Origin of the sequence: Kribbella sp. NPDC050820, assembly GCF_040653975.1 — a bacterium.
Classification (GTDB): Bacteria; Actinomycetota; Actinomycetes; order Propionibacteriales; family Kribbellaceae; genus Kribbella.
In genome coordinates this window covers 94,973-117,608 of the sequence record NZ_JBFAHB010000019.1, presented here as the reverse complement: position 1 = coordinate 117,608, position 22,636 = coordinate 94,973, and the positions used below count along the sequence as shown (strand labels likewise).

Sequence of the window (22,636 nt, the reverse complement as noted above, 5' to 3'; positions counted from 1 at the left end):
ATGGGCAAGGTGAACGTCGGCAGCGCGCCCGACTCGTGGGGTGTCTGGTTCGCGGACGACCCGCAGCAGACGCCGTGGGAGAGGTTTCTCGACGAGGTCGCCGCTGCCGGGTACACCCGGATCGAGCTCGGACCGTACGGCTATCTCCCGACCGACCCGTCCCGGCTGAAGGCGGAGCTCGACAAGCGCGGCCTGACGATGACGGCCGGTACGACGTTCGAGCACCTGCACCGGCCGGATTCGTGGGAGTCGACCTGGCGTGACGTGGCCAGGACCGCTGAGCTGACCGCGGCGATGGGCGCCAAGCATCTGGTCGTCATCCCGTCGATGTGGCGGGACGGAAGCACCGGAGAGATCACCGAGCCCCGGCTCGACCGCGCAGGCCAGGCCGAGCACGGCCGGCAGGTCACGGAGCTCGGTCGCCGGCTCGCCGAGGAGTTCGGGCTGAAGACGCAGTACCACCCGCACGCGGACGGCCACGTGGACACCCAGGACACCGTTGATGCCTTTCTCGAGGACACCGACGGGGCGTACGTGAACCTGTGCCTGGACACCGGTCACATCAGCTACTGCGGCGGCGACAACCTCAAGCTGATCCAGGACTACCCGGACCGGATCGGCTATGTGCACCTCAAGCAGGTCGACCCTGCGATCCTGGCCGCCGTCGAGGCCGACGGGGTCGGCTTCGGCGAGGCGGTCAAGCGCGGCGTGATGTGTGAGCCGCCCAACGGCGTCCCCGAGTTCACCCCGCTGCTGGACGCGCTGGCGGGACTCGAGGTGGACCTGTTCGCGATCGTCGAACAGGACATGTATCCCTGTCTGCCCGACGTCCCGCTGCCGATCGCGGAGCGGACGTTGTCTTATCTGAGATCCCACGGGAGTGGCGTATCGATCTGACGGCCAGCAGAGTGTGCACTCTCTGGTCCCACGCAACACCGCGGAGTAATCCCGCGGATCGTCTGAAAGGCTGGTTGTAGTCATGGTTCGGTGGCAGAAGAAGTCGGCGGCGGTGGGGGCTGCGTTCGTGCTGGTCGCGGCGCTGGTCGCCTGCAGTTCGTCCGGCGGCAAGCAGGAGGAACAGAGCTCTGGTGGCTCCGGCGGCAACGTGGCCGACACTCCGCGGATGAAGGTCGCGTTCATCACGCACGCGGCGCCTGGTGACACCTTCTGGGACCTGGTCCGCAGAGGTGCCGAGGCCGCGGCGAAGAAGGACAACGTCGAACTGCAGTACACCGGCGCGCCGGAGGGAGCCGACCAGGCCAACCTGGTGCAGACCGCGATCGACTCGAAGGTCGACGGGATCGCCGTCACCCTCGCGAAGGCCGACGCGATGCAGGCGAACGTGAAGAAGGCGGCCGACAGCGGCATTCCGGTGGTGGCTCTGAACGGCGGTATCGATGCGTGGAAGCAGGCCGGCGCGCTCGGGTACTTCGGTCAGGACGAGCGGATCGCGGGCCAGGCGGCCGGTGAGAAGCTGACCCAGCTGGGTGCGAAGAAGGCGGTCTGCGTGATCCAGGAACAGGGTCACGTCGGACTCGAGGCCCGGTGCCAGGGTGTGAAGGACAAGTTCCCGAACTCCGAGAAGATCTACATCACCGGCACCGACATGCCGGGCAGCACCACGACCATGACGTCGAAGCTGCAGCAGGACAAGAGCATCGACTACGTCGTCACGCTCGGCGCGCCGTTCGCGCTGGCCGCGGTCCAGTCGGTCAAGGACGCCGGTTCCAGCGCGAAGGTCGGCACCTTCGACACAAACAAGGACCTGGTCACCGCGATCAAGGACGGCTCTGTGCAGTGGGCCGTCGACCAGCAGCCGTACCTGCAGGGCTACCTGGCCGTCGACAGCCTGTGGCTCTACAAGACGAACGGCAACACCATCGGCGGTGGGCAGGCGACGCTGACCGGGCCGGCCTTCATCGACAAGGACAACGTGGCCTCGGTGGAGAAGTTCGCCGCCGGCGGGACGCGCTGAGGACCGGTCATGGCTTCCACACTGACGGCGCCGACGTCGGTTGACGACCGGGTCTCGCGCCGCTCGCTCGCAGCCCGCCTGCTCAGCCGGCCCGAGGTCGGATCGCTGGTCGGCGCCGCGGTCATCCTGGTGTTCTTCCTGATCATGGCCGAGCCGTTCCGCAGTCCGGCCAACATCGGGACGGTCCTCTACCAGGCCGCGCTGATCGGCGTCATGGCCGTACCGGTGGCGCTGTTGATGATCGGTGGCGAGTTCGACCTGTCGGCCGGCGTCGCGGTGACAACCTCCGGGCTGTTCGCCGGCCTGTTCGCCTACCAGTTCAGCGTCAACGTCTGGGTGGGCGTGCTGGTCGCGCTGGTGGCGGCGCTCGCCGTCGGAGCCTTCAACGGCTGGCTGCTGATGCGGACCGGCCTGCCCAGCTTCCTGGTCACCCTCGGGACCTTCTTCATCCTGCAGGGCCTGAACCTCGCGATCACCCGGCTGCTGTCCGGCCAGGTCTCGTCGAACTCGATCAGCGACATGGACGGGTTCGAGTCGGCGAAGGCACTGTTCGCGTCCGAGTTCTCGATCGGCTCGGTCACCATCAAGATCCTCGTCGTCTGGTGGATCCTGTTCGTGATCGCCGGCAGTTGGGTGCTGCTGAAGACGAAGATCGGCAACTGGATCTTCGCCGTCGGCGGTGACGCGGCCGCGGCCCGGGCCGTCGGTGTGCCGGTGAAGCGGGTCAAGATCGGGCTGTTCATGACGGTCGGCTTCTTCGCCTGGTTCTCGGGGATGCACCTGCTCTTCACCCAGAGCAGCGTGCAGTCCGGTGAGGGGGTCGGCAAGGAGTTCATCTACATCATCGCGGCGGTGGTCGGTGGTTGCCTGCTGACCGGCGGCTACGGGTCCGTGGTCGGATCGGCGATCGGTGCACTGATCTTCGCCATGACCCAGCTCGGTGTCGTGTACGCCGGCTGGAATGCGGACTGGTTCAAGGCGTTCCTGGGCGTGATGTTGCTCCTCGCAACGATCGTGAACCTGGTCGTGAAGAGAAGGGCGGACATGCGATGACCACCACCGACAAGTTCGCTGAAGAAGCCGCCACCAGCCCGAACACCCCGGTGGTGCACCTGGAGGACGTCGGCAAGAGCTACGGCAACGTGCACGCGTTGCGTGGAGTCTCGCTGGCGGTCCGCCAAGGTGAGATCACCTGTGTGCTGGGGGACAACGGTGCGGGCAAGTCGACGCTGATCAAGATCATCGCCGGCCTGCACGAGCACACCGACGGGACGCTGTCGGTGAACGGCGAGGAGCGCCGGTTCAGCTCACCGCGGGAGTCGCTGGACAGCGGGATCGCCACGGTCTACCAGGACCTGGCGCTCGCCCCGTTGATGTCGGTGTGGCGGAACTTCTTCCTCGGCAACGAGATCACCAAGCGGCCGTTCGGCCGGCTGGACGACCGCAAGATGAAGCGGATCGCCGACGAGGAACTGACCAAGATGGGGATCTCGATCCCGAACCTGGAACAGCCGGTCGGCATGCTGTCCGGCGGTCAGCGCCAATGCATCGCGATCGCCCGGGCGATCTACTTCGGCGCCAAAGTGCTGATCCTGGACGAGCCGACCGCCGCGCTCGGCGTGAAGCAGTCCGGGGTGGTGCTGAAGTACATCGTCAAGGCGCGGGACGCCGGGCTGGGGGTCGTGTTCATCACCCACAACCCGCACCACGCCTACCTGGTGGGCAATCACTTCGTGGTGCTGAAGCTGGGCCGGGTCGCGCTCGACACGCATCGGGCCGACATCACGCTGGCGCAGCTGACCAACGAGATGGCCGGTGGTTCGGAGCTGGAGGCGCTCAGCCACGAGCTCCGCGGTGTCGACCCGGAGCTCGTCGCCGAGCCCCACGACCGCCCAGGAGGAATCTGACCACGCGAACGACGCAGGGGCCGGCGCCGACCGGCCCCTGCACCCGCCCGTACGACGAACCCACAGGCGATCGCCGCACGGCGGCAACCAACGCAGCTCGCCGGACGGCGTGAGGTGGTGGGAGGTCGTCGGGTGGTTGGGAAAGGTGGTAGGTCGTCGGGCGGGGAGGCGGCGGGAGGGTGTTGTGCAGGGTAGTGGTGGAGTGAGAGAAGGTGGAGATGCGGGATTTGAGGGTCGGGATCGTTGGGGTCGGGATGATGGGTGCGGACCATGCCGAGCGGGTGGCGCGCCGGATCTCCGGCGCCCGCCTGGTCGCGGTGTCGGACCCGGACACGGATCGGGCCGGCGCGCTGGCCGCGTCGTTCGACGAGGTCCGGATGATCGACGACCCGCTGGCGCTGATCGGCGACGCCGAGGTCGACGCGGTGATCATCGCGTCCCCCGGGTTCGCCCACGCCGAGCAGCTGACGGCCTGCCTGGAGCACGCCAAGCCGGTGCTGTGCGAGAAGCCGCTGACCATGGACGCGGAGTCGTCGCTGCGCGTGGTCGAGGCGGAGCACAAGCTCGGCAAGCAGCTGATTCAGGTCGGTTTCATGCGCCGCTTCGACCCGGAGTACGCCGCGCTGAAGGAGCTGCTCGACTCCGGTGAGCTCGGTCGCACGCTGCTGCTGCACAACGTGCACCGGAACAAGACGGTCCCGGCGACGTTCCGCAGCGAGATGATCGTCCGCGACTCGCTGGTGCACGAGGTCGACGTCGCGCGCTGGCTGTTCGACGACGAGATCGCCCGGATCACCGTGCACGCGCCGAGGCCGAGCGGGCTGGTCGGCGAAGGGGTGCAGGATCCGCAGTTCGCGGTGTTCGAGATGGCGAACGGCGCGATGGCCGACGTCGAGGTGTTCGTGAACTGCCAGGTCGGGTACGAGGTCCGGTGTGAGGCGGTCGCCGAGAAGGGCAACGCGACGATCGGCCTCGGGGTCGACGTGCTCACCAGGCGGGCCGGACACTGGGGTGGTGCGGTGCCGGACGACTTCCGGGTCCGGTTCGGGCTCGCGTACGACCTGGAGCTGCAGCGCTGGGTGGACGCGGTGGCGAAGGGCACGATCGACGGCCCGGCGGCCTGGGACGGGTACGCCGCCGCCGCGGTCTGCACCGCCGGCGTCCGCTCCCTGCAGGAGGGCCGCCCGGTGGAGGTGGACATGGTTCCGAGAAGCGAGGTGCTCGGGTGACACAGCGCCACACCGAGCAAGTCCAGCGGGGATATCAACGAACGAGGGATGCAGTGTGAGTACTGAGCGAATCACCCATTTGGTCGGTGGGGCTCCGTGGACCGGGGTCTCGGAGCGCACCAGCAAGGTCTACAACCCGGCGACGGGTGCGGTCACCGGCGAGCTGGACCTGGCCTCGGCGGCGACGGTCGACGAGGTGGTCAAGGTCGCCCACGACGCCTCCAAGGCCTGGGGCCGGACGTCGCTGACCAAGCGCGCCCAGGTGCTGTTCGCGTTCCGTGAGCTGCTGAACGCGAACAAGGAGAAGGTCGCCGCGCTGATCACCGCCGAGCACGGCAAGGTGCTCTCGGACGCGCTCGGCGAGGTGACCCGCGGCCAGGAGGTGGTGGAGTTCGCCTGCGGCATCCCGCACCTGCTGAAGGGCGGCTTCAGCGAGAACGTGTCGACCAACGTCGACGTGTACTCGATCCGCCAGTCGCTCGGCGCGGTCGCGGTGATCTCGCCGTTCAACTTCCCGGCCATGGTGCCGCTCTGGTTCGTCCCGATCGCGGTTGCCTGTGGCAACAGCGTGGTGATCAAGCCTTCCGAGAAGGATCCGTCCGCGGTCAACGCGGTCGCCGCGCTGTGGAAGGAGGCCGGCCTGCCGGACGGCGTCGTGAACGTCGTGCACGGCGACAAGGAGGCGGTCGACCGGCTGCTCGAGCACCCCGACATCAAGGCGGTCTCGTTCGTCGGCTCGACCCCGATCGCGAAGTACGTCTACGAGAACGGCACGAAGAACGGCAAGCGGGTGCAGGCGCTGGGCGGCGCGAAGAACCACATGGTTGTGCTTCCGGACGCCGATCTCGACCTGACCGCCGACGCCGCGGTCAACGCCGGCTTCGGCTCGGCGGGTGAGCGCTGCATGGCGATCTCCGCGCTGATCGCGGTCGAGCCGGTCGCCGACGACCTGATCGGCAAGATCAAGGAGCGGATGGCCCAGCTGCGCACCGGCGATGGGACGCGCGGCTGCGACATGGGCCCGCTGGTCACCGGCGAGCACCGCGCCAAGGTCGTCGGGTACGTCGAGGCCGGGGTCGAGGCCGGTGCCGAGCTGACGGTGGATGGTCGCGAAGGCCCGTTCGACGGCGCCGACGACGGCTTCTGGCTGGGCCCGACGCTGTTCGACAAGGTCACCCCGGACATGTCGATCTACACCGACGAGATCTTCGGCCCGGTGCTGTCGGTCGTTCGGGTCCCGTCGTACGACGCCGCGCTCGACCTGGTGAACTCGAACCCGTACGGCAACGGGACCGCGATCTTCACCAACGACGGTGGCGCCGCCCGGCGGTACCAGACCGAGGTCGAGGTCGGCATGGTCGGCGTGAACGTGCCGATCCCGGTGCCGATGGCCTACTACTCGTTCGGCGGCTGGAAGAACTCGCTGTTCGGCGACACCCACGCCCACGGCGCCGAAGGCGTCCACTTCTTCACCCGCGGCAAGGTCGTCACCTCGCGGTGGCTCGACCCGTCGCACGGCGGCCTGAACCTGGGCTTCCCGACCCACGACTGAGATCCACGACTGACCAGATCGAGCGGGTCAGCCCTCGTCGAGCAACTCGGCGAGGGCTGACGCGGCTGTGGAGCCGAGGTGGCCGTGGAGGAGTTCGACGCGGTGCACGAGGCGCGGGGCATCGACAGGCACGGCGCGTACGCCGTCCGGCACCGGGACGGATGCGGGCAGTACGGCGAGGCCGTGGCCGGCGGCGACGAGTTCGAGCAGGGTGAGTAGGTCGGCGCCGGTGTAGGTGAGGGCTGCCCGGAGGCTGTCGGTTTCGACGGCGGCGCGCAGTTCGTCGAGTGGTGCGCTGACCGCGGGAGCGTCGATCCAACGGGCGTCGACCAGCGCTGGCAAGCCAAGCCGTTTGCGACCGGCCAACGGATGGTCGGCCGGCAGCACGACGGCGAGCTTCTCTTGCGCGACTGCCGACGTACTGAGCAGACCGACGTCTGGCAGGCGCAATGGGTCGCTCGGTGCGGCGATCCCGTCGATCAGGCCGAGGTGATACGTCCCGGACGCCACACCGCGGGCAACATCGTCCCGGCGGGCCACCTCGAAGGTGACTGCGATCCCGGGTCGGTCCTGCCTGAGCTGGGTCAGCGCCCGCGCGACCCGGGTCGTCCCGGCCAGGGGAGTGGCGGCGAACATGATCGATCCGGGCGGCTCACCGACCACCCGCCGTACGTCGGCCTGGGCGGCCTCGATGCGGAGCAGGATCGCGCCGGCGTGTTCGAGCAGCCGCTCACCTGCGGGGGTAGGTGCCACCGGGCGGCGCGTCAGGAGCGCGGCGCCGACCGAGTTCTCCAGCGCCGCGATGTGCTGCGAGACGGCCGACTGGGTGTAGCCGAGCTCGGCCGCCGCAGCCGAGAAGGAGCCGCTCGTCGCCACCGCGATGAACGTGCGGAGCAGATGCGGATCCACGAGATCAGTATCGCTTATCGACCGTGCAGAGATCATCGTTGGTGCTGATCGGGGTCACCGGAGCAGGATGAAGCCATGACGCACGCATACTCAGCCCGGATCGCCCTGGTCGGCGATCGCTCGCCGCACGTCCGTTCTCATCAACGCGTGCCGGTGGTGCTCGACCGGCTGCGCGAGCGGGAAGGGCTGGACCTGGACGTGTACTGGGTGCCCACCGACGAGGTCGACGCGATGGAGGCGTTCGACGGGATCTGGGTCCTGCCAGGCAGCCCGTACCGCAGCGAGGCCGGCGCGGTCAGCGCGATCCAGACGGCCAGGGTGCAGGACATCCCGTTCCTGGGGACCTGTGGCGGCTTCCAGCACGCGATGCTCGAGTACGCGCGCAACGTCTGCGGCGCGACCGCCGTACAGCACGCTGAGAACGAGCCGGATGCCGACGACCTGCTGATCGTCCCGCTGGCCTGCTCGCTCGACGGCCACGAGGCCACGGTCGAGGTCCGGCCCGGCACGTTGGCCGGTCGGCTCCTGGGCGCGGAGCGGTCCATCGAGCGCTACCACTGCTCGTACGGGCTCGATCCGTCCCGGCAGAGCCTGCTCGAGGAGCACGGGCTCGTCTTCAGCGCGTACGACGTCGACGGCGCGCCGCGGATTGCCGAGCTACCTCAGCACCCGTTCTTCCTGGTGACACTGTTCCAGCCGGAGCTGTCCGGCGACGGCACACGACCGCACCCGTTCATCCAGGCGTTCGCCCATGCCGCCGCCAAGCGAGCTCAACTGTCCGACCGCGGTCAGATCTCCGAGACAGGCCGCGGCAGCATCCCGGCGTCGCGGTAGCAGGCGTCGATCAGCTCCATCGTCGCCAGCGCGTCGTCCGCGTCGGTCAGCACAGGCGCCCCATTGCGGATCGCCCCCGCGAACGCCTCCAACTGGTACGTGTACGACGTACGCGTGCCGAGGTGCTCGACCCAGGTGTCTTCCTTGGTCGTCACGATCACCCGGTCGTCGTTCTGCGGCAGCACGAAGAACGGCGCGAACGCCTCACCACGACTGCCGACCACCTTGAGGCTGAAGTCGAGGTTCTCCGCCGCCATGCTGGTCCGGACCGCTCCGGTCGCCCCGCTCGGGAACTCCAGGTCGGCGTTGAGCCACTCGTCCACCCCCGGCAGCCGCTTGCGCTCACCGGCCCGGGCGCTGATCAGCTTCGGCGCACCACCGGCGTACGGCGCCAGCATCCGCTGCGCATGGATCGCGTAGCAGCCGACGTCCATCACCGCGCCACCCGCGAGCGGCAGCGACCAGCGTGGGTCGGCGTCCGGCGGCGGGGGCATCACCATGGTCGCCTCGACGTGCTGCAGGTCGCCGAGCTCACCCTTGGCGAGCAGCTCCTGCAGCCGGCGCATCACCGGGTGGTAGGCGTAGTGGAACGCCTCCATGAAGACGACGCCGTGCTCGCGGACCGCGTTCCGGACCTGGACCGCCTCGGCCGCGTTGCTGGCCGACGGCTTCTCGGTGAGCACGTGTTTGCCCGCGGCAATCGCCCGCAGGTTCCACGGTCCGTGCAGGCCGTTGGCGAGCGGGTTGTAGATCGCGTCGACCTCGGGGTCGTCCAGCACGTCCTGGTACGACGCGTGCACCCGTTCGACCTGGTGTTCCGCCGCGAACGCCTCGGCCCGGTCGCCGTCCCGGGCGGCCACCGCGACCAGCCGGGCGCCGGTCAGCCGGGCCGGCTCGACGATCGCCCGGCCGGCGATCCGGGCAGCCCCGAGAATCCCGATACGCAGCGGTTCCATGCCTTCTCCTTCGATGGGCGGCCGTACGGGCGGCGTACAGCAGGTCGGCTGAGTGGCGCGTTCCGCCGGTAAGGGTAGCCTTCGGCACGCCCGGCGAACGCGCCATCCTGCCTGACGACCACGTGCCAGCGACAGCACCTGCCCGTGATCCGGACCGCGTTCATCCAACATTCACCTATCTGATATCGGGTCAGTCGGTCAACCGATCCGACAGCGGTCAGGTGGTCGACCTCCGGGTGTGGTGGTCGGCCAGGGCCTGGTCCAGGCGCTCGGGTGTCCACGCCTCGGTCACGGCCTGGCGCAGTACGTCGGCCTGGGACACCGGAGCGAGGCCGCCGATCGGCTGGTCGCGATCCAGGTTGGTCGGGAAGGCGTAGCCCTCGGCGGTCGCGGCGATGACGTTGCCGGCGCCCTCCGGATCCTGCTTCGCCATTCGAAGTAGGGCGGGGTAGACCGCCGACGCCATCTGGGTCCGGTCGATGCTCTCCATCGCGCGGCCGAAGGCGGACGAGATCTGCAGCAGGTTCGCCATCCGCTTGATGTCTGTCGAGTGGTTGCTGCCGGCCGCGTGGAAGAGCGCGGGGTTGAAGAACACGGCGTCGCCCTTCTCCAACGGCAGTTGCACGTGGTTCGCCACGAAGTAGTCGGAGAACTCGGGCCGCCGGTACGCCAGGTAGCCGAGCTCGTACTTCTGCGAGTGCGGCAGGTACAGCGTCGGCCCGGACTCCACCGGCATGTCGCAGTGCGCCACCGCGCCCTGCAGCGTGAGCACGGATGACAGCCGATGCACATGAGCCGGGTACTGCGCCGCCACCTCGTCGGACTGGAATCCGAGGTGGTAGTCGCGGTGGACGGTCTGCCCCTCGCCGCCCGGGTTCACCACGTTCACCTGCGAGGTCACCTGGTACGCCGGTCCGAGCCAAGCCGTCGCGACCAGCGCAAGCAGGTCGTTGGCGTAGTAGGCGGCGAACACCTCGGGCGCACCGACGGCCAGCTTCTCCAGCGCGTTCCAGACCCGGTCGTTGGCGCCCGGCTTGGCGAAGTGGTCGCCGGCCGCGGCGCCCGACCTGTGCTGCTCGTCGATCAGGCGGTTGAACTCGGCCGTCGTCGCGTCGACCACCTCGTTGCCAAAGGCACCCTTCAGGACGACGATGCCGGGCCCGGTACCGAATGCGGTCGCGAACTCAGACTGCACGGCCCGCGGCTCCGCGCTCCGGATCCGGGCCGCGTCGTACACCGGAACCTGGTGCTCGATCCGGGTCGCGTGCGGGTAGTCGGCGGCGTCGGTCGGCTCCTTGAGGACGGTCAGCAGGTCGTCCAGCCGGACGTCGTCGGGGTTCAGCCAGTTCATCGGGGTGACTCCTTCTCCTGCTCGCCGGTGTTGTTCTAGCGTGGTGGTTTCCTGACGGGTTCGGAATCCCCTGAATCCGTCAAAAACCCGTCATTTCAGGCTGCCGGAGGACCGTGATGGCACGTGAGCACCGGGTCCGCGACATCGCGGTCCAGGCCGGGCTGAGCGAGACGACCGTCGACCGGGTCCTGAACGCCCGGGCCGGGGTCAGCGCCCGCGCCCGCCGGCAGGTCGAGCAGGCGATGCACGACCTGGACCGGCAGGCCACCCAGATCCGGCTCGGCGGCCGCACGCTGGTGATCGACCTCGTCATGCAGGCGCCCAGCCGGTTCTCCGGCGCGGTCCGTACGGCGCTCGAGGCCGCGCTGGCCGGTCTCCGTCCGGCCGTCCTGCGCGCCCGGTTCGACCTCAGCGAGACCGCCTCCGCCGCCGACCTGATCGCGTCACTGGAGAAGGTTCGCAAGCGGGGTTCGCAGGGCCTGGTCCTGAAGGCGCCGGACGACCCCGAGGTGGTCGAGGCCGTCGACAAGCTGGTTGCCGCCGGCATTCCGGTCGTCACGCTCGTCACCGACCTGCCGAGCAGCCGCCGCCTCGCGTACGTCGGCATCGACAACCGGGCCGCCGGTGCGACAGCGGCGTACTTCCTGACCCAGTGGCTGGGCGACGGTCCGGGGAGTGTGCTCGTCACGCTGAGCCGTGGGTCGTTCCGCGGCGAGGAGGAGCGCGAGATGGGCTTCCGCTCCACGCTTCGGCGACTGGCGCCCGGGCGCGCGGTCGTCGAGCTGGCCGAGACGGACGGGCTCGACACCACCATCCACGGGCAGGCGCTGGCGGCGCTGACCGCCGACGCGAGCATCAACGCGGTCTACTCCATCGGCGGCGGCAACCGGGCCATCGTCCAGGCGTTCGCCGATCTCGAGCGACCGTACCGCTGCTTCGTTGCCCACGACCTCGACGCCGACAACCTGGCGCTGCTCCGGTCCGGTGCGCTGTCCGTCGTACTGCATCACGACCTGCCCACTGACCTGCACCGCGCGTGTCAGCACCTCCTGCATGCGCACCGGCTGCTGCCCAGCGTCCCGAGTACGCCGAGTAACCTGCAGCCGATCACGCCGTACAACGTCCCCTAGGTCGTCTTGCGCGTGAGCAGGTCGGGGCTGGTGATGACCTCCTGGGGTGACTCGCGGTCTGTTTGCGTCGCGAGGTCGAGTGCAGCGGCTGCGAGCCGGTCAGCGTTCTGGGCGATGGTCGACAGTTGGATGTGGTCGAGGCGGGACGGCGTGGAGTCGTCGTACCCGATCAGCGCAATGTCCTCCGGAACCTGGCGATCGCTCTCTCGCAGTGCGTGCAGGAGGCCGATCGCACACGCGTCGTTGAACGCGGCAACCGCAGTGACGTCCTGCGGCAGCTCCTGGACCGCGGTAGCGCCAGCAGCCTCGGTCAGCCCTCCAGGAATCACTACAGGGGTCAGGCCGGCCCGTCGCATGGTCTGCACATAGGCAGTACGGCGCTCCGCCGCGCCAGGCGCCCGTGCGCCGTCCACATGTGCAATGCGGGTGTGCCCGAGGGACAGCAGATGCTCCACTGCCAGACGTGAGCCCGCAGCGTCGTCGGTTCGCACGACGTGCACTCCAGCGGCTCGCACCTTGCGGGCGAGTACAACAGTCGGCTGCGCCTCAGCCAGCGCGCTCAGTGCGGCAGGCGATGAGGTAGGGCCGAGCAGGACCAGTGACTCGCAGCGGTAGTCCAGCAGCGACTGCACCGCAGCCTTCTCGCCCCGGCTACCGGTGACGGCGCTCAGCGTGAGGCTGTAGCCCAGTGACTCGGCCGCTGGGTACAACGCCTCGACCAGGTCGCCGTGGAAGGGATAGCGGACGTCGAAGGCCACACCGATGAGCCGGGTGCGCTGCCTGCTGCCGAGCAGTCGCGCCCGGTGGTCGGGGCGGTAGCCGAGCTCGTCGCCGGCTGCGAACACCCGGGCTCTGGTCTCGTCGCTCGCCCCCGGCACGTTCCGGTAGACGATCGAGACGAGGGCGCGGGACACCCCGGCGCGGGCCGCGACGTCCTCCATCGTCGGTCGGGGGCTCATCTCACCTGCTCTCCTGGGGACTTGACCCCGACCATCAAAGCAGTGTTCGCTATGTCCTGACTAGAGCGCTCTAGTATCAGCGTCGGCTGAAGGGGTGGAACATGCGCAACGACCATGGGCTGCGGGTGGTGCGGCTCGGCCTGATCGGCGCCGGCCGGATCGGGACGATGCATGCCGGGAACATCGCCCGGCACGTCCCCGGAGCCGAGCTCACCGCGGTCGCCGACACCAGACCGGAGGCGGCCCAGCGGCTGGCCGGCAGGTACGACGCCGATGCCCGCGACGTCGACGGGCTGATCAAGGACCCCGAGATCGACGGTGTCGTGATCACCTCGATCGCGGCCGTGCACGAGGAGCTGATCGTGCGCGCGGCCGAGGCGGGCAAACCGGTCTGGTGCGAGAAGCCGGCCTCGCTCACGCTGGCGGAGATGGACCGCGCGATCGCCGCGACCGAGCAGGCCGGGGTCGCCCTCCAGGTCGGCTTCAACCGGCGCTTCGCCCGCGACTTCGCCGCGGCGCGCGCGACGATCGAGGCCGGCGGGATCGGCACACCGCAGCTGATGCGGTCGGTCACTCGCGACCCGGGCCGGCCGGAAGGTATGGGTGACGCGGCCGCCGGGATCAAGCCGTGGACGATCTTCCGCGAGACGCTGATCCACGACTTCGACACGCTGCTCTGGCTCAACCCGGGCGCGCAGCCGGTCGAGGTCTACACGAAGGCGGATGCGCTCGTCGCCCCGCAGTACAAGGAGAACGGGCTGCTCGACACCGCGGTCGTGGTGATCACGTTCGACAACGGCGCGATCGCGACGGCCGAGGCGAACTTCTCCGCGCTGTACGGGTACGACGTCCGCGGTGAGGTGTTCGGCAGCAAGGGCATGGTGGTGACCGGCCGGCACGCGAGCACACCGATGGTGCAGTACGACGTGAGCGGATTGCACCAGGCCACGCTGCGCAGTGACGAGGAGATGTTCCGGGACGCGTATGTCCAGGAGCTCGCCGAATTCGCCGAGGTCGTCCGCGGGAACGCCGTACCTCCGGTGACCGGCGCGGATGCGCGGAATGCGTTGCGGGTCGCGCTGGCAGCGATGGCGTCGTACCAGGAAAACCGTCCGGTGCGGGTCGGGGAGATCGGATGAGGCTCGCCGTCTGCGCCGAAATGGTGTTCACCGAGCTGCCGTTCCTGGAGCGGGTGGAACGCATTCACGCGGCCGGGTTCGACGTCGAGCTCTGGAACTGGACGACCAAGGACATCGCGGCGCTGCAGAAGACCGGCGCGGGTTTCTCGTCGATGACCGGATATGTCGGCGGGTCGCTCACACACGATCAGGACCGGCTGCTGGAAACCGCGGAACAGTCCATCCGGGTCGCGCTCGAGCTCGGGTGTCCCAGGCTCAATCTGCACGGCACCGAGCTCGACGATCGCGGGCTGCCGGTGCGGCCGCAGTACGAGGTGAGCGGGGAGATGTGGCTGACGGCAGCGCGGACGCTGGAAAGGCTGGCGGACCTCGCGCAGCGGTACGACGTGACGTTCGTGCTGGAGAATCTGAACGCCGAGGTCGACCATCCCGGCGTGCCGTTCGGGAAAGCCGCGGACACGCTCGCCCTGGTGAAAGCCGTCGACCATCCGCGGCTGCGGCTGATGCTCGACCTGTACCACGCGCAGATCGGCGAGGGAAACCTGATCGAACTGATCGGCAAGGCGTTTCCGTACCTCGGCGAGATTCAGGTCGCCGACGTTCCCGGACGGTGCGAACCGGGAACCGGCGAGATGAACTATCCGGCGATCGCGGCGGCGTTGCGAAAGCACGGATATCAGGGCACGGTCGGATTGGAGGCGTTCGCGTCGGCGGACAGCGAGCTCGCGCTGCGGCGTTTCCGGGACGCGTTCACAAACGCAGAGATCTGATCAAATCAGGGTGGTAGCTCGACGGATCAGAGGGAAGCCTTCAGGATGTGCGCATGAGTACCGTGCAGGTCCAGGTGGATCGGAGTAGTCGCACGCCGTTGCACGTGCAGCTGGCGCAGCAACTGGAGGCGGCGATTCAGAGTGGGGAGTTGCCGGTCGGATCGCGGCTGAGCAACGAGGTGGACCTGGCAGAGTCGTACGGGCTGAGCCGGCCGACGGTGCGGCAGGCGATCGCGCGACTGGTCGACCAGGGGCTGCTCGTGCGCAAGCGCGGCGTCGGCACGCAGGTGGTGGGGAACTCGGGTCAGGTACGGCGCTCCCTCGAGCTGACCAGCCTGTACGACGACTTGGCCGCAGCCCATCGCAAGCCGGCGACCGACGTACTGCGGTTCGGTATCGCTCCCGCGACCGCAGAGGTCGCCACAGCGCTGCAGATCGAGCAGGGCGATCGAGTGCTGCGGCTGGAGCGCCTGCGGCGAGCGGATGGCGAGCCGCTCGCGCTGATGCGCAACTGGCTGCCTCCGGAGCTCCTGGAGACCGACCCGGCCACGCTGGCCGAGCGCGGTCTGTACTCGCTGCTGCGTGCGGAGGGCGTGCGGCTGAAGGTGGCGCACCAGACCATCTCCGCGCTGCCCGCCACGCCCGAGCAGGCGCGGCTGCTGGGCGAGGAGCCGGGCGTCCCGTTGCTGGCGACCACCAGGATCACGTACGACGACCACGGTCAGCCGGTCGAGTACGGGTCGCACCTGTTCCGCGCCAGCCGCTACGCGTTCGAGCACACGCTGGTTCATCGCTGAAAGTTATCCACAGGCCGTAGCTCCTGAGTGGCGCGGGGTGCTCCCCGATTGAAAGTATGGTCGCGCATGGTGATCGAGTGGTTGCCAGACGGGACATACGGGGAGACCGATGACAGCCGACAGACTCGCCACGCGCCGGTCGGGCTGGGACGGCGTCGTCGAGGTGATCGACGCCCAGGTGCGCGACGTCGTACGCCGCGAAGGCATCGATCCGCTTCGTGACCCGGCCGCGGTCGACCGCATCGTCGCGACAGTGGTCCGGGAGTACGACGAACGCAGCCTGACCGGTGTGGTCCCACCGATCGGCGACCTGGAGGCGGTCAGCCGGGAGGTGCACGACCGGGTCGCCGGATTCGGCCCGCTGCAGCGCTACTTGGACGACCCGGCCGTCGAAGAGATCTGGATCAACGAGCCGTCGCGGGTGTTCATCGCCCGGGACGGCCGGCACGAGCTGACCACGACCGTGCTGACCGAGGAGGAGGTCAGCGACCTGGTCGAGCGGATGCTGAAGTCGACCGGGCGGCGGATCGACGTGTCGCAGCCGTTCACGGATGCGCGGTTGCCGGACGGGAGCCGGGTGCACGTCGTGCTGGGCGGCATCACCCACAAACATGCGGCGATCAACATCCGGAAGTTCACGGTCCGGGCGACGCGGTTGAGCGATCTGGTCGCGCTCGGGTCGCTGACCCCGCACGCGGCCGCCGTTTTGGACGCCGCGGTCGCAGTCGGGCTGAACATCCTGGTCTCGGGCGGGACGCAGGCCGGCAAGACGACGATGCTGAACGCGTTGGCCGGGTCGATCCCGGGCAGCGAGCGGGTGATCAGCTGCGAAGAGGTCTTCGAGATCAAGCTGCCGATTCCCGACTGGGTGTCGATGCAGACCCGGCAGGCCGGTCTCGAGGGGACCGGTGAGGTGCGCCTGCGCGACCTGGTCAAGGAGTCGCTGCGGATGCGGCCGTCCCGGGTGATCGTCGGCGAGGTGCGTGGTGAGGAGTGCCTGGATCTGTTGCTCGCTCTGAACAGCGGGCTGCCCGGGATGTGCACGATCCACGCGAACTCGGCGCGGGAGGCGCTCACGAAGATGTGCACGTTGCCGCTGCTGGCCGGCGAGAACATCGGCAGTCGCTTCGTGCTGCCGACCGTGGCTGGGTGCGTGGATCTCGTCGTACATCTGGGCATCGGGGCGGACGGGCAGCGGCGGGTGCGGGAGATCGTGGCGGTCAGCGGGCGGATCGAGGAGCAGGCGATCGAGACGGAGACGTTGTTCGGGACGTACGAGGGGACGTTGCGGCGGGCCGAGGGGCATCTGCCGCATCCGGAGCGGTTCCAGCAGGCCGGGTACAACGTGGCCGGGTTGCTCACCGAGTTGCCGCGCGGGGTGAGCTGATGGGGCTCCTGCTGGGGTTGTTCTTCGGGATCGGCCTGTTGCTGATCATCTGGACGTTCGTGGCGCCTGCGGACGAGGAGTCGGCCGGCGAAGGGCGGCTCATCTCGCGCAGCCGGGAGCTGCTTGCGAGTGCCGGCGTCGAGGGTGTCACGCCTGGTGCGTTCATCGGTGCGTGCGTGATCACTGGGGTGGTCGGCGGCGTGCTGATGTTCGTGGTGTCGGGTGCTTGGCCGGTCGGCGCGGTGTTCGGGTTGATGGCGGGCTGGCTGCCGGTCGCGCTGTTGCGGAGCCGGGCGCGGAGGCGGCTTGCCGAGTTCCGTGAGCTGTGGCCGGACGTGGTGGACAACATCGCGTCCGCGGTGCGTGCCGGGTTGTCGCTGGCGGAGGCGCTGGCCCAGGTGGGTGAGCGCGGGCCGTTGCCGTTGCGCGAACCGTTCCGGCGTTTTGGTGCGGACTACGCGTCGACTGGACGGTTCGCGGACTCGCTGGACCGGTTGAAGGCGCGGTTGGCGGATCCGGTCGGCGACCGTGTCGTCGAGGCGCTGCGGATCGCCCGCGAGGTAGGCGGTGGTGATCTCGGCCGGTTGCTGCGTTCGCTGTCGACCTTCCTGCGCGACGACGCTCGTACCAGGTCCGAGCTGGAGTCCCGACAGTCCTGGTCCGTCAACGGCGCTCGCGTTGCCGTCGCTGCGCCCTGGCTGGTCTTGGCCCTGCTGTCTTTCCAGGGGGACGTCATCCAGCGCTACAACACCCCGGTCGGCGCCCTCATCATCGCCACCGGCGCTCTGGTCTGCCTCGTCGCGTACCGCGTGATGCTCCGCATCGCTCGCCTTCCCACGCCCGAAAGGGTCCTCCGATGAACAGTGGACGGTGGTTGCCGTGAGCCCGATGGTCTTGGGGGCTGTGCTCGGTGGGGTGTTCGGGCTGGGGCTGCTGGTGGTCGCGCGGCGGTTGCCGTTCTTGCGGAAGCCTTCGGTGGATGAGCGGGTCGGGCCTTACCTTCGGGACCTCGGCGGCGAGGTGTTTCTCGGGGTGGCCGACTCCGGGTCGCCGTTCTACGCGATCCTGCGCTTGTTCGGACCGACCCTGCGGGCGGGCGCGACGCGACTGGAGCGACTGCTCGGTGGGGCAGCGTCCATCCGCCGTCGGCTGTCGCGTGCCGGGATCGACCGGACGGTCGAGGAGTTCCGGATCGAGCAACTGCTGTGGGGGACCGCCTGCTTCGGCGCCGGGCTCGTGGTCTCGATCGTCGCGCTCTCCGTGGGCGCCGGGAACCCGGTCGGCATGCTTCTGTTCTGTGCCCTGCTCGGCGTCATCGGAGTGCTTGCCCGCGACACCTATCTGACAACGCAGGTACGGCGACGCGAGCGGCGACTGCTCGAGGAGCTGCCGACCGTGGCCGAGTTGCTGGCGTTGTCGGTGGCCGCGGGTGAGGGACCCGCGGCTGCGCTCGACCGGGTCGCGCGGTCCTGCCGTGGAGAGCTCGCCGAGGAGCTGAAACGTGTCCTCGGCGAGACCCGTGCAGGTGAGACGCTCGTCCGCGCGCTCGACGGACTCGCGGACCGGACCGGCCTGCTGGCGTTGTCGCGGTTCGCGGACGGGCTTGCCGTCGCACTCGAGCGCGGTACCCCGCTGGCCGACGTACTGCGGGCCCAGGCGGGCGACATCCGTGAGGCCGGGCGACGGGAGCTGATCGAGTCCGGCGCCCGCCGCGAGGTCGCCATGATGATCCCGGTGGTGTTCCTGGTGCTGCCGGTGACGATCGCTTTCGCCTTCTACCCAGGCGCTGTCGGAATCCGGCTGATCGCCGGATGAACTGAGGAGAGTTGATGCAGTCACTGCTGACGAAACTGTTCGTGGCGCTGGTCCTGACCCCGCGCCCCGCCCGCAAGGAACGCGGCGACGTCCCCGGCTGGGTCCTCATCACCGTGATGACCGCCGGCCTCGTCGTCGCCATCTGGGCGGTTGCCGGTCCCCAGCTGTCCAAGATGCTCCAAGACGCCCTGAGCTCAGTCACGAACAAGTGACCGCCTCCAAACCTCGCCGGCGGGGCGAGCGGGGGAGTGCGGTGGTGGAGTTTGTGCTGGTCTCGATGCTCGTGGTGCCACTGTTCCTCGGCGTACTGCAGGTCGGGCTGTATTTGTACGTGCGGAACACGGTGGCGGCTGCGGCGTCGGAGGGCGCGCACTATGCCGCCGTGCTGAACCGGGAGCCGGCCGACGGTGAAGCGCGCACGCGGGAGCTGGTCGACGGGGTGGTGAACGACCAGCTGATCGACGCGGTGACGGCCGAGGAAGTCGACGTCGACGGGCAGCCGGGCGTACGGGTCGTGGTGGAGGCACACATGCCACCACTCGGGCTGTGGGGACCCGGCATGAGCTTCACCATCGAGGGCCACGCGGTCAAGGAGACCGGCGAATGACGCTCCGGCGGACCGTGGCCTCGCGGGATCAGCGCGGGAGTGCCGTCGTGGAGTTCTCGTGGCTGGCGCTGTTGCTGATGGTGCCGCTGGTCTACGTGATGCTGGCGGTGTTCGATGTACAGCGGGCGTCCTACGGGGCGACCGCGGCGACCCGGGCCGCGGGGCGTGCGTTCGTCATCGTGCCGGCCGGGCTGTCGGAGGACGAGGCGCGCGGGCGGGCGTTCGAGGCGGCGCGGCTCGCGATGAAGGACCAGGGCATGGAGTTGAGCCCGGACGAGCTGTCCATCAGCTGCAGTCCCGCCTGCCTGGAGCCCGGCTCGACCGTCACGGTCACGCTCGACACCGCCGTACGACTGCCCCTGATCCCCGACGCGCTCGGTGGCGAGCCTCCCGCAGTACACATCAGCGCCTCCCACACCGAGCCGTACGGCGACTACCGCGAAGCCAAGGGCGACGGATGAAGCGCGACGAGCAGGGCCAGATGACCGTCCTGATCATCGGCTTCATGGCCGTCATCCTGCTGATGATCGTCGTGGTGACCGACATCTCGAAGGTCTTCCTGGTACGGCGGGACCTCGACGCGACCGCGGACGGCGCAGTACTGGCGGCGGCGAACGGCCTGGCCGCCATCTACTCCCAGCCCGCGGCCGGCGGGAACGCCGAGCTCGACCCGGACCAGGCGCGCCGGCTGACCGCGGAGTACCTCGACCAGGTGGCCGCCGGCAACAGATTCGACGACCTCGACTGGTCCGCCGACGTCACCGGCACCACGGTCACCGTCCGCCTCACCTCGACCGTCGACCTCCCCTTCGAGCCTCCCGACTGGCAAGGCTCGGCCGACATCGCCGCCGAGGCCTCCGCCGTCGTTCCCCTCCGCTGACGGACGGAGTGGTCGGCCGAGTACGCTCCGTGGCAGTCCCGCGTGACGGCCTTTTAACGGCAAGCAGCGACTAGCGGGTAGTCTGCTTGGTTGTGGCTGGACTGGATTTTGACGCTGAGCTCAAGCAGCTCGACGCGACGCTGACCTCGATCGAGAAGGTGCTCGATCTCGACGCCCTGCGCAAAGAGATCGCCGACCTCGGCGAGCAGGTCGCCGCGCCCGACCTGTGGGACGACCAGGCGAACGCGCAGAAGGTGACCTCGCGGCTGTCCAGCCTGCAGGCCGACCTGGAGCGGGTGACCGCGCTGCGCAGCCGGATCGACGATCTCGACGTGCTGGTCGAGCTGGGCCGCGAGGAGAACGACGCGGACAGCCTGGCCGAGGCCGAGAAGGAGATCGGCTCGCTGGCCAAGGCGATCCAGTCCCTGGAGGTCCGCACGCTGCTGTCCGGTGAGTACGACGAGCGCGAGGCGCTGGTCACGATCCGTTCCGGCGCGGGCGGTGTGGACGCGGCGGACTTCGCCGAGATGCTCCAGCGGATGTACCTGCGCTGGGCCGAGCGGCACGGATACGGCACCGAGGTCTACGACACGTCGTACGCCGAAGAGGCCGGGATCAAGTCGACCACGTTCGCGGTCAAGGCGCCGTACGCCTACGGCACGCTGAGTGTGGAGTCGGGCACGCACCGGCTGGTCCGGATCTCGCCGTTCGACAACCAGGGCCGCCGGCAGACCTCGTTCGCCGCGGTCGAGGTGGTCCCGGTGCTGGAGCAGACCGACGAGATCGACGTCCCCGAGGAAGAGCTGCGGATCGACGTGTACCGGTCGTCCGGTCCGGGTGGCCAGAGCGTCAACACCACCGACTCCGCGGTCCGGATCACCCACATCCCGACCGGGACCGTGGTGTCCTGCCAGAACGAGAAGTCCCAGCTGCAGAACAAGGCCAGCGCGATGGTCATCCTGAAGGCGAAGCTGCTCGCGCTGAAGAAGGCCGAGGAGCGGGCCCAGCTGGACGCGCTGCGCGGCGACGTGGCCGGCTCGTGGGGTGACCAGATGCGGTCGTACGTGCTGCACCCGTACCAGATGGTGAAGGACCTGCGGACGCAGTACGAGTCCGGCAACACCTCCGGTGTCTTCGACGGTGAGATCGACGAGTTCATCGAGGCCGGCATCCGCTGGCGCCGGACCGGCCAGACGGTTGCTGAGCAGAACTGACCTTCGGGCCGACTGCAGCAACTGCTTCGGCCTCTGCTGCGTCGCGCTGACGTTCAGCAAGTCGGCGGACTTCGCGATCGACAAGCCCGCCGGTGACCCGTGCCCGAACCTCAGCGAGGACTTCCGCTGCTCGATCCACAGCAAGCTACGGCCGGCGGGCTTCCCGGGTTGCACCGTGTACGACTGCTTCGGCGCGGGCCAGGAGATCTCCCGCCGCGCGGGCAAGAGCTGGCGGGACCAGCCGGGGCAGGAGATGTTCGCGGCCCTGCCCATCCTGCGCCAGCTCCACGAGCTGCTCTGGTACCTCACGGAAGCCCTTGAGTACAAGGTCTTTGAAGCAGACGTGCGTACGGCGATCGCCCGCGTCGAGGAGGTCCGTCGTACGGCGGACCTCACCACGGTCGACGTGGCCGCAGAACGCGCAGCCGTCAACGAGATCCTGCTGAAGACGAGCCAGCGCGTCCGCGGGAAGCAGAGCAAGAAGAAGGAACGCCGCGGCGCGGACCTGATCGGCGCCCGCCTCCGCGGCGCCGACCTGCGCAAGGCCAACCTGCGCGGCGCCTACCTGATCGGCGCCGACCTCCGCGACGCCGACCTCCGCCAGGCCGACCTGATCGGCGCCGACCTCCGCGACGCCGACCTCCGAGGCGCCGACCTCACCGGTGCGCTGTTCCTCACCCAGTCCCAACTCAACGCCGCCCGCGGCAATCACTCGACCATGCTGCCGACGGCAGTCACTCGCCCGTCGCACTGGTGACTGCCCGCCGGCGTGTCCGGACGAGCCGCCACCCACGCCATGCTCGCCATCCACGCCAACCTCGCCAGCTGAGGTAGCCGGCCGCTCCGAGGCCGAGCGCCGCAACGAACACCCACTCGTTCGAGGCGGACCCGTGGATCGACGGCCGGTCTGCCGTGCCGACGTACTGGGCGGGCACGTTCTCGCCGACCTCACCGGAGTCGCCTTCGAACGGCACGTCGGTCAGGCGAACCTTGCCGTCACTGCTCGTGAAGTCGCCGAAGTAGGTACAACCACCGCCCTTCGCCCACCACGGCCGGCACTCTTTGCGGATCGTGGTGAACGTGCCGGGGAGGCCTTCGTTGCGCGCTGCCCGCAGGCTGTCAGGGAGGTCGGCGACTGCGAGGCCGAGGAGGAACACAGCCATCACGAGATATATCAGGCTGACTGCGGCAGAGCCGACCCTGGACAGCACGCGCCGCATGGGCG

At 69.0% G+C, this 22,636-nt stretch carries 25 protein-coding genes; 20 read left to right on the top strand and 5 right to left on the bottom strand.

Translation table 11 applies throughout. The annotated features are described in order from the left end of the window. From AB0H36_RS19170 to AB0H36_RS19145, 6 genes are all read left to right on the top strand, one after another. On the top strand, positions 1-897 hold the full coding sequence (locus AB0H36_RS19170) for a TIM barrel protein (protein WP_360524521.1): 897 nt from the start codon (positions 1-3) through the stop codon (positions 895-897). A gap of 82 nt (positions 898-979) precedes the next feature. After that, positions 980-1,975, top strand: a complete 996-nt coding sequence (locus AB0H36_RS19165) for a sugar ABC transporter substrate-binding protein (protein ID WP_360524518.1) — start codon at positions 980-982, stop codon at positions 1,973-1,975. A gap of 9 nt (positions 1,976-1,984) precedes the next feature. Further along, entirely contained in the window at positions 1,985-3,028 is a 1,044-nt protein-coding gene (locus tag AB0H36_RS19160) for an ABC transporter permease (RefSeq protein WP_360524515.1), read from the top strand. Continuing rightward, on the top strand, positions 3,025-3,882 hold the full coding sequence (locus AB0H36_RS19155; RefSeq protein WP_360524512.1) for an ATP-binding cassette domain-containing protein: 858 nt from the start codon (positions 3,025-3,027) through the stop codon (positions 3,880-3,882). The genes AB0H36_RS19160 and AB0H36_RS19155 overlap by 4 nt, the downstream gene beginning before the upstream one ends. A gap of 218 nt (positions 3,883-4,100) precedes the next feature. Then, the gene (locus AB0H36_RS19150) at positions 4,101-5,111 is read left to right on the top strand and encodes a Gfo/Idh/MocA family oxidoreductase (RefSeq protein WP_360524509.1); all 1,011 of its coding nucleotides are present in this window, start codon (positions 4,101-4,103) and stop codon (positions 5,109-5,111) included. Positions 5,112-5,166: 55 nt separating this feature from the next. Next, positions 5,167-6,663: a CoA-acylating methylmalonate-semialdehyde dehydrogenase gene (locus tag AB0H36_RS19145; RefSeq protein WP_360524506.1), complete on the top strand. Its 1,497-nt coding sequence runs from the start codon at positions 5,167-5,169 to the stop codon at positions 6,661-6,663. A gap of 27 nt (positions 6,664-6,690) precedes the next feature. Here the strand turns inward: AB0H36_RS19145 and AB0H36_RS19140 are convergent, their stop codons facing one another. Then, entirely contained in the window at positions 6,691-7,572 is an 882-nt protein-coding gene (locus AB0H36_RS19140; RefSeq protein ID WP_360524503.1) for a LysR family transcriptional regulator, read from the bottom strand. Positions 7,573-7,647: 75 nt separating this feature from the next. Between AB0H36_RS19140 and AB0H36_RS19135 the strand changes: the two genes are divergently transcribed. Further along, positions 7,648-8,406 (top strand): hypothetical protein, encoded by a 759-nt coding sequence (locus tag AB0H36_RS19135; protein WP_360524500.1) that lies wholly within the window; start codon positions 7,648-7,650, stop codon positions 8,404-8,406. Here AB0H36_RS19135 and AB0H36_RS19130 read toward each other — a convergent pair. Next, entirely contained in the window at positions 8,361-9,362 is a 1,002-nt protein-coding gene (locus AB0H36_RS19130; RefSeq protein ID WP_360524497.1) for a Gfo/Idh/MocA family oxidoreductase, read from the bottom strand. The two genes, AB0H36_RS19135 and AB0H36_RS19130, sit on opposite strands and share 46 nt — an antisense overlap. Before the next feature lie 217 nt (positions 9,363-9,579). Continuing rightward, entirely contained in the window at positions 9,580-10,713 is a 1,134-nt protein-coding gene (locus tag AB0H36_RS19125) for a phytanoyl-CoA dioxygenase family protein (protein WP_360524494.1), read from the bottom strand. A gap of 116 nt (positions 10,714-10,829) precedes the next feature. On the opposite strand from AB0H36_RS19125, the gene AB0H36_RS19120 reads away from it, so the two are divergent. Continuing rightward, positions 10,830-11,843 carry a LacI family DNA-binding transcriptional regulator gene (locus AB0H36_RS19120; RefSeq protein ID WP_360524491.1) on the top strand — a complete coding sequence of 338 codons (1,014 nt, stop codon included), beginning with the start codon at positions 10,830-10,832 and terminating at the stop codon, positions 11,841-11,843. On the opposite strand, the gene AB0H36_RS19115 is transcribed toward AB0H36_RS19120, so the two are convergent. Beyond that, complete coding sequence (locus tag AB0H36_RS19115; RefSeq protein WP_360524488.1) at positions 11,840-12,802, bottom strand: LacI family DNA-binding transcriptional regulator; 963 nt, start codon at positions 12,800-12,802, stop codon at positions 11,840-11,842. The two genes, AB0H36_RS19120 and AB0H36_RS19115, sit on opposite strands and share 4 nt — an antisense overlap. 101 nt (positions 12,803-12,903) lie before the next feature. Here AB0H36_RS19115 and AB0H36_RS19110 point away from each other — a divergent pair, with 101 nt between their 5' ends. The 12 genes from AB0H36_RS19110 to AB0H36_RS19055 all read left to right on the top strand — a co-directional run bounded on the left by AB0H36_RS19110 (position 12,904) and on the right by AB0H36_RS19055 (position 22,168). Continuing rightward, a complete protein-coding gene (locus AB0H36_RS19110; protein ID WP_360524485.1) occupies positions 12,904-13,941 on the top strand; it encodes a Gfo/Idh/MocA family oxidoreductase in 1,038 nt (345 codons plus the stop codon). Further along, the gene (locus AB0H36_RS19105; RefSeq protein WP_360524482.1) at positions 13,938-14,711 is read left to right on the top strand and encodes a TIM barrel protein; all 774 of its coding nucleotides are present in this window, start codon (positions 13,938-13,940) and stop codon (positions 14,709-14,711) included. The genes AB0H36_RS19110 and AB0H36_RS19105 overlap by 4 nt, the downstream gene beginning before the upstream one ends. A 53-nt stretch (positions 14,712-14,764) precedes the next feature. Further along, positions 14,765-15,508, top strand: a complete 744-nt coding sequence (locus AB0H36_RS19100) for a GntR family transcriptional regulator (protein ID WP_360524479.1) — start codon at positions 14,765-14,767, stop codon at positions 15,506-15,508. Between the two features lie 109 nt (positions 15,509-15,617). Beyond that, positions 15,618-16,895: an ATPase, T2SS/T4P/T4SS family gene (locus tag AB0H36_RS19095; protein ID WP_360524476.1), complete on the top strand. Its 1,278-nt coding sequence runs from the start codon at positions 15,618-15,620 to the stop codon at positions 16,893-16,895. Beyond that, positions 16,895-17,755: a type II secretion system F family protein gene (locus AB0H36_RS19090; protein WP_360524473.1), complete on the top strand. Its 861-nt coding sequence runs from the start codon at positions 16,895-16,897 to the stop codon at positions 17,753-17,755. Before AB0H36_RS19095 ends, AB0H36_RS19090 begins: the two co-directional genes overlap by 1 nt. Positions 17,756-17,783: 28 nt before the next feature. Next, complete coding sequence (locus AB0H36_RS19085; RefSeq protein ID WP_360524551.1) at positions 17,784-18,710, top strand: type II secretion system F family protein; 927 nt, start codon at positions 17,784-17,786, stop codon at positions 18,708-18,710. A gap of 14 nt (positions 18,711-18,724) precedes the next feature. Then, positions 18,725-18,922, top strand: a complete 198-nt coding sequence (locus tag AB0H36_RS19080) for a hypothetical protein (protein ID WP_360524470.1) — start codon at positions 18,725-18,727, stop codon at positions 18,920-18,922. A 44-nt stretch (positions 18,923-18,966) separates the two neighbouring features. After that, positions 18,967-19,317, top strand: coding sequence for a TadE family protein (locus AB0H36_RS19075; RefSeq protein ID WP_360524467.1), 351 nt, complete (start codon positions 18,967-18,969; stop codon positions 19,315-19,317). Then, on the top strand, positions 19,314-19,778 hold the full coding sequence (locus AB0H36_RS19070) for a hypothetical protein (protein ID WP_360524464.1): 465 nt from the start codon (positions 19,314-19,316) through the stop codon (positions 19,776-19,778). The genes AB0H36_RS19075 and AB0H36_RS19070 overlap by 4 nt, the downstream gene beginning before the upstream one ends. Beyond that, positions 19,775-20,197 carry a Tad domain-containing protein gene (locus tag AB0H36_RS19065; protein ID WP_360524461.1) on the top strand — a complete coding sequence of 141 codons (423 nt, stop codon included), beginning with the start codon at positions 19,775-19,777 and terminating at the stop codon, positions 20,195-20,197. Before AB0H36_RS19070 ends, AB0H36_RS19065 begins: the two co-directional genes overlap by 4 nt. Positions 20,198-20,289: 92 nt before the next feature. Continuing rightward, positions 20,290-21,411 (top strand): peptide chain release factor 2, encoded by a 1,122-nt coding sequence (gene prfB / locus AB0H36_RS19060; RefSeq protein WP_360524458.1) that lies wholly within the window; start codon positions 20,290-20,292, stop codon positions 21,409-21,411. Next, positions 21,395-22,168, top strand: a complete 774-nt coding sequence (locus tag AB0H36_RS19055) for a pentapeptide repeat-containing protein (protein WP_360524455.1) — start codon at positions 21,395-21,397, stop codon at positions 22,166-22,168. The genes prfB and AB0H36_RS19055 overlap by 17 nt, the downstream gene beginning before the upstream one ends. Here the strand turns inward: AB0H36_RS19055 and AB0H36_RS19050 are convergent. After that, the gene (locus tag AB0H36_RS19050) at positions 22,146-22,631 is read right to left on the bottom strand and encodes a hypothetical protein (protein WP_360524452.1); all 486 of its coding nucleotides are present in this window, start codon (positions 22,629-22,631) and stop codon (positions 22,146-22,148) included. The genes AB0H36_RS19055 and AB0H36_RS19050 overlap by 23 nt on opposite strands. Positions 22,632-22,636: the final 5 nt, after the last annotated feature.